At 66.2% G+C, this 785-nt stretch carries 1 protein-coding gene; it reads right to left on the bottom strand.

Going from position 1 to position 785, the window contains the following annotated elements:
• Window positions 1-377 (bottom strand): PQQ-dependent sugar dehydrogenase (locus VP06_RS33510; protein ID WP_048468153.1); only part of this gene is annotated, 377 nt, incomplete at its 3' end.
• Window positions 378-785 lie beyond the last annotated feature (408 nt).

Here is a 785-nt window from a genome sequence, read left to right as displayed (position 1 = left end):
ATGGGCTGGCCGACCGTGCCGTCCTTGGCGACGATGCGCAGCTTTCCGCCCTTCTCCGTCACCAGCATGCGGCTATCCGGCAGAAACTCCATGGCCCAGGGGCTGTCGAGGCCCTTGGCGACGACGGTGCTCTGAACCTTGGTGGCCTCGAGGGGCTTCGGAGCGCGGGTCTGGTTGGGCAGCAGGGGTTTGTAGGTGGTGTTGGCGGGTGCCGTCTCGGCCGGCTCTCCGCCCGTGGCCTCGTTCTGGGGCGCTGCGAAGGCCTCGCCTCCGATCCTCGGTTGAGGCGTTCCGGATTTGCCATCCTGAGCGAACGCACCGGTGCCGAGGCTCAGGGCGGCGAAGGAGGCAAGCAAGGTCGGAGAGATGCGCGTCACGTGGTGATATCCTCCATGGCCGGCGTCGAGAGGACCGGCTCTCGGCCTGGTTCGGGGCTCGATCGCCGGATGGCGGCCTGGCCCGTTTGGCACCGGCTCTTCATGGGCATGCGTGCTCGGACGCTCGCCTTATGGGTTGCCGGTCACGGTGGGAGATGGGGCGAAGCGACGGCTTTGGCGAGGGGCAACGGGAATCATGCACAGGACAGGCCTCCGGGTGGGCTCGTGCAAGAGCGGAGCAAGAGCGGGGGAGGATGCATGAGAGAATCGAACGGCTGTCCCGCCCTCGGCATCTTACGCCTTGACCGTCCCGGCTCACGTTGCCAACTCTCCTCTCAAGCCGGCGCAGACATCGTCGCGCCGACTGTGAAATGGGAAAGGGATCGTGATGGCGACGGTAAAAGTGAC

Source organism: Methylobacterium aquaticum, from assembly GCF_001043915.1.
Taxonomy (GTDB): domain Bacteria; phylum Pseudomonadota; class Alphaproteobacteria; order Rhizobiales; family Beijerinckiaceae; genus Methylobacterium; species Methylobacterium aquaticum.
Note: the sequence above shows the minus strand (reverse complement) of the source record. Positions and strands in the feature narration are given on the sequence as shown.